Below are 5,379 nucleotides of genomic sequence, written 5' to 3'. Positions count from 1 at the left end.
CCACAGCCGTACGTCCTTGTCGTGTGCGATGTCGCTGATGCGGGGCAGCGGCAGCCCGGTCACCCGCAGCGCGCCGTCCTGCTCGGGCAGGACGTGCGCGCCGGCCTCGGTCAGCGCGACCGTCAGCTTCTCGCGCAGCTGCGGCTCGGTGTCGGGCGTCCGTACGCGTGCGAAGCCGGCCGAGTTCGCCGCGATGAAGTCCTGCACACTGCCGTCGGCGAGCAGCTGCCCCCGCCCGATGACGATCAGGTGGTCGGCGGTCAGCGCCATCTCGCTCATCAGATGGGAGGAGACGAAGACGGTACGGCCCTCCGCGGCCAGCGACTTCATCAGGTTCCGCACCCAGAGGATGCCCTCCGGGTCGAGGCCGTTGATCGGCTCGTCGAACAGCAGCACCTGGGGATCGCCGAGCAGCGCGGCCGCGATGCCGAGCCGCTGGCCCATGCCCAGGGAGAAGCCCTTGGAGCGCCGCCTGGCCACGTCCTGCAGACCCACCACGCCGAGCACCTCGTCCACCCGGCGGGCCGGGATGCCGGACAGCTGGGCCAGCGACAGCAGATGGTTGCGGGCCGAGCGGCCGCCGTGCACCGCCTTGGCGTCCAGCAGGGCGCCGACCTGGCGGGGCGCGTTCGGCAGCTTGGCGTAGGGGTAGCCGCCGATGGTCACATGCCCGGAGGTGGGGTTGTCCAGCCCGACGATCATCCGCATCGTCGTCGACTTGCCCGAGCCGTTGGGCCCGAGGAAGCCGGTGACGGCACCGGGCCGCACCTGGAAGGAAAGATTGTGCACAGCGGTCTTGTCGCCGTAGCGCTTGGTCAGGCCGACTGCCTCGATCATGCTCCGCACCCATCGAAAGGTTCAGGACAGCGGGGCACACGCCCCCCGTAAGGGTTAGGAGGATATCGAGTCGCTGACGGTTCCCTCCAAGAGCGGGTAAAAAACCTTCCACGATTACGCGTCCCGCTTCTTCAGCAGCACATAACCGCCGATAAGCGCCGCCAGCACCCACAGCACCATGATCCCGAGCCCGCCCCAGGGGCCGTACGGAGCGTCGTCGTCGACCGGGACGACCACCTGCATGATCTTGCTGCCGGCCTGGTCGGGCAGGAACTGGCCGATCTTCTGGGTGGCCGAGACATTGCCCAGGATGTTGGAGATCAGGAAGAAGAACGGCATCAGGATGCCCAGCGACAGCATCGGCGAGCGCAGCATCGCGGCGACGCCCATCGAGAACATCGCGATGAGGGTCATGTAGACGCCGCCGCCGATCACCGCGCGCAGCACACCCGGATCGCCGATCTGGGCGCTCAGGTCGCCGAGCATCGCCTGCCCGAGGAAGAAGGCCACGAAGCTGGTGGCCATGCCGACGACCAGGGCGAGCAGGGTGGCGACCGCAAGCTTGCTGAACAGGAACGTGCCGCGCTGCGGTACGGCCGCCAGCGATGTGCGGATCATGCCGGTGCTGTACTCGTTGGAGACCACGAGCACCCCGAACACGATCAGCGCGAGCTGACCGAGGCTCATGCCGGCGAAGCTGATGAACGTAGGGTCGAAAGAGAGCCTGTCCCGCGCGCTCATGTTCTCGAACTCGCTCTTCGACAGCGCCGAGATCAGCATGCCGAGGGCGATGGTGACCACCACGGCGAGGGACAGCGTCCACACCGTGGACGCGACAGAGCGGATCTTCGTCCACTCGGACCGGATGACCTGGGTCGCCGCCATGCTCAGCCCTTCCTCCAGGTTTCGCCCCACTGCTGCACAGGCGTGTCGGAATGCGCGTGGTACTCCACGGACTCCGCGGTCAACTGCATGAACGCCTCCTCCAGGGAGGCCTGCTGCGGGCTCAGCTCATGCAGCACGATCTGGTGCTGCGCGGCCAGCTCACCGATCCGCTCGGACTTGCCGCCGTCCACCTCGAGCGTCCCGCTGCCGGTCTCGACGACCGTGATCCCGGCCCCGTACAGCACATCGAGCAGCCGCTCGCGCTGCGGGGTGCGGATCCGGACGTAACTGCGGGAGTTCCGTGCGATGAAGTCGGCCATGGAGGTGTCGGCGAGCAGCCGGCCCTGGCCGATGACGACGATGTGGTCGGCGGTCAGCGCCATCTCGCTCATCAGATGGGAGGAGACGAAGACGGTACGGCCCTGCGCGGCCAGCGATTTCATCAGGTTGCGGATCCAGTGGATGCCCTCGGGGTCCAGCCCGTTCACCGGCTCGTCGAACATCAGGATCCGTGGATCGCCGAGCAGCGCGCCCGCGATGCCCAGCCGCTGCCCCATGCCGAGCGAGAAGCCCTTGGCCTTCTTCCGCGCGACCGCCGTGAGGCCCACCGTGTCGAGCACCTCGTGCACCCGGCTCTTCGGGATGCCGTTGCTCTGCGCCAGGCACAGCAGGTGGTTGAAGGCGCTGCGCCCGCCGTGCACGGCCTTGGCGTCGAGCAGGGCGCCGATGTACTTCAGCGGGTCCTTGAGCTGGTCGTAGTGTTTGCCGTCGATGCGGACGTCCCCGGCGGTGGGCCGGTCCAGGCCGAGCATCATCCGCATCGTCGTGGACTTGCCGGCCCCGTTGGGGCCGAGGAAGCCCGTGACGATGCCCGGTCTGACGGTGAATGTCAGATGGTTGACCGCCACCTTCTCGCCGTACCGTTTCGTCAGCCCCTCGAGCTCGATCATGCGGCAACGCTAAAACGGTACAAAGCCCCCTGCCACCGGAGTGGCAGGGGGCTTCGCAGATGTTCGGACGGCGTATTCCGGCCGGTTACCGGGTCTGCTGCGCCGGAACCCCGCGGGAGATCGGCTCGTCCTCGGCCGGCGTACCGGCCGCTGCCACCGCGGCGCCCGTGAGGGTCGCCAGCATCTCGCGCACATTGGTCAGCTGCGCGTTGATGGAGTCGCGGCGGTTGGTGAGGGCGGCCAGCTCGCGCTCGGATTCCGAACGGATCCGGTCGGCCTTGGCGTTGGCGTCGGCCACGATGTCCTCGGCCTGGCGCTGGGCCGTCTCCACCGTCTGGCGGGCGCGGCGCTCGGCGTCCGTGCGCAGCTTCTCGGCCTCCAGGCGCAGCTGCTCGGCCCGGTGCTCGATCTCGGCGAGGCGCTTCTCGGCCTTGGCCTGACGGGACGCCAGGTCGCGCTCGGACTGCTCGCGGCGCTTGGCGAGGTTCGTCTCGAAGTCGGCGGCGGCCTGCGCGGCCTTGGCGCGGGTCTCCTCGAAGAGCGCGTCGGCCTCCTCCCGCTTGGACTGCGCGTCCTTCTGCGCCTCGGCACGCAGCTGGGAGGCCTCACTCTGGGCCTTCTCGACGATCCGGACGCCCTCGTCCTCGGCCTTGGCCTTGCGTTCCGCCGCGAACGCCTCGGCGTCGTTGCGCACCTGCTGGGCCGCCGACTCGGCGAGCTCACGGTGCTGCTCGGCCGCGCGACGGGCCTCCTCGCGCAGGTCCTTGGCCTCCTCCTCGGCGAGGCGGAGGATCTTCTCGACACGCGCGCCGAGACCGGCGTACGACGGCTCGGCGTCGTTCACCTGGGCCTGGGCGTTCTGCGTTTCGAGGTGGAGCTCCTCGATGCGCTTTTCCAGAGCGGTGATGCGGGCGAGAGCGCTGTCACGGTCGGAGACGAGCTTGGAGATACGTTCGTCCACCTGAGCGCGGTCGTACCCACGCCGCACAAGCTCGAAGCCGTAGGGGGAAGTGTCGCTCATGGGGTTCCTGTCGAATGAGACCGGTGAGGTGATAGGTGGAATCCTAGGGGCCAAGGCGGCGTGTCATCGAGCGGATGCGTGTTTGATCTGGAGAATGACACCCCTTTTGAGTGGCTAACCGTCGGACCGCTTGCGAAAGACTTGGCCAAAAGGTCGGAAGGTGCCCGAACCAGACCTCCTGACTACCCGTCCGACGACTTGCCACCCGAACGCTGCGCGCCCACCGCGGCGCCCGCCTTGACTCCGCCGTCCTTGCCGGATGACGGGGCCTCAAAAGACTCCAACGCTTCCAGCACGTCCTGGACACGGGAGATCTCCGCGTTGATGTCCTCGCGGCGCCGCACCAGGATCTCGAGCTCGCGCTTGCCCTCCTCGACCGTGCGCTGGGCCTCGCGGACCGCCTCGGCCTTGATCTCCTCGGCCTCCTTGGCGAGCGCCGACTTCTTCTGCTCGGCTTCCTTCAGAAGTCCCTCGGCCTTCTTCACGGCGGCGATCCGCACCTTGCCGGCCTCGGAGTTGGCCTCCGACACCAGCTCCTTGGCCTTCGCCTGGGCCTTGGCGAGCTGCTCCTCGGCGGCCTTGATGAGCGCGTCGCAGCGGTCACCGGTCGACTTCATCGTCTCGGCGGCCTCGCGGCGGGCCCGCTCGTGCAGCTCCTCGATCTCGGCCGTGATCCGCTCGCGCAGCTCCTCCGCCCGCTCCCGGATCGCGGTCGCGTCCCGGCGCGCGCCGACCAGCAGTTCGTCCGCATCCGTACGGGCCTTCTCCACCCGGGAGTTGCCCTCGACCGTGGCCTCGGAGACCAGCCGGTCGGCCTCCTTGCGGGCCGCGCCCACCATGGTGTCGGCCTGCGCCTCGGCGTCCGCGGTGGTCTTGAGCGACTGCTGCTGGGCCTCGGTGAGCAGCTTGTCCGCCTCTGCGGTGGTCTCCGTGATGAGCTTGTCGACCTGCTCGGCCGCCTCGGAGCGCCGCTTGTTGGCCTCCTTGCGGGCCTCGTCGAAGGTCCGCTCGGCCTCCTCGCGCGCCGCCGCCGTCACCCGCTCGGCCTCCGCGGCCGCATCCGCCCGGACCCGCTCCGACTCCGCCCGGATCCGCTCGGCGTGCTGCCGCGCCGACCCGACCGTCTCGGCGGCCTCCGCGCGCAGCCGCTCCGCGTCCCCGGTGGCATCCCCGATCAGCTGCTCGGCCTTGGCGACCGACTCGGCCCGCACCCGCTCGGCCTCCGCGACCGTCTCCGAGGTGAGCCGCTCCGCCTCCGAGCGCGCCTCGGTGATGAGCGTGTCCGCCTGCGTCGCCGCGTCCGAACGGATCCGGTTGGCGTCCTCGCGGGCGTCCGCGCGGGTGCGCGACGCGTCCTGCTCGGCCTGCGCGATGCTGTCCGAGACCTCCGTACGCACCCGCTGGGCATGCTCGGCCGCCTCGGTGCGCAGCCGCTCGGACTCGGCGATCGCCTCCGCCATGGTGCGCTCGGCGAGCGCCCTGGCGGCCTCCGTCTCCTCGTTCGCCTGGCGCCGCGCACGGTTGGCGTCCTCGGTGGCCCGTTCCCGCTCGGCGTAGGCGTCGGCGCGGACCCGGTCCGCCTCCTCCTGCGCCTCTCGCCGGGTACGGTCCGCCGCGTGCTCGGCGGCGGACCGCAGGCCCTGGATCTCCTCCTGCGCCTGCTCCTGCAGCCCGGCCACGGAGTCC

4 protein-coding genes and 1 pseudogene are annotated in these 5,379 nt (G+C 69.8%); all 5 read right to left on the bottom strand.

The genetic code is table 11. The annotated features are described in order from the left end of the window. Positions 1–837, bottom strand: an 837-nt coding sequence (locus ACTWQJ_RS45790; protein WP_443312305.1) for an ABC transporter ATP-binding protein, incomplete at its 3' end; no start/stop codon positions are given. Positions 838–951: 114 nt separating this feature from the next. Beyond that, positions 952–1,728 (bottom strand): ABC transporter permease, encoded by a 777-nt coding sequence (locus tag ACTWQJ_RS45785; protein WP_443312306.1) that lies wholly within the window; start codon positions 1,726–1,728, stop codon positions 952–954. Further along, positions 1,725–2,672 carry an ABC transporter ATP-binding protein gene (locus ACTWQJ_RS45780; RefSeq protein ID WP_443312304.1) on the bottom strand — a complete coding sequence of 316 codons (948 nt, stop codon included), beginning with the start codon at positions 2,670–2,672 and terminating at the stop codon, positions 1,725–1,727. Before ACTWQJ_RS45780 ends, ACTWQJ_RS45785 begins: the two co-directional genes overlap by 4 nt. Positions 2,673–2,757: 85 nt before the next feature. Then, a complete protein-coding gene (locus ACTWQJ_RS45775) occupies positions 2,758–3,693 on the bottom strand; it encodes a cellulose-binding protein (protein WP_443312303.1) in 936 nt (311 codons plus the stop codon). Between the two features lie 182 nt (positions 3,694–3,875). Beyond that, a pseudogene (locus ACTWQJ_RS45770) lies at positions 3,876–5,379 on the bottom strand (hypothetical protein); the annotation flags it as partial.

This window comes from Streptomyces sp. KR55, assembly GCF_052245645.1.
GTDB lineage: Bacteria > Actinomycetota > Actinomycetes > Streptomycetales > Streptomycetaceae > Streptomyces > Streptomyces flavusporus.
Note: the sequence above shows the minus strand (reverse complement) of the source record. Positions and strands in the feature narration are given on the sequence as shown.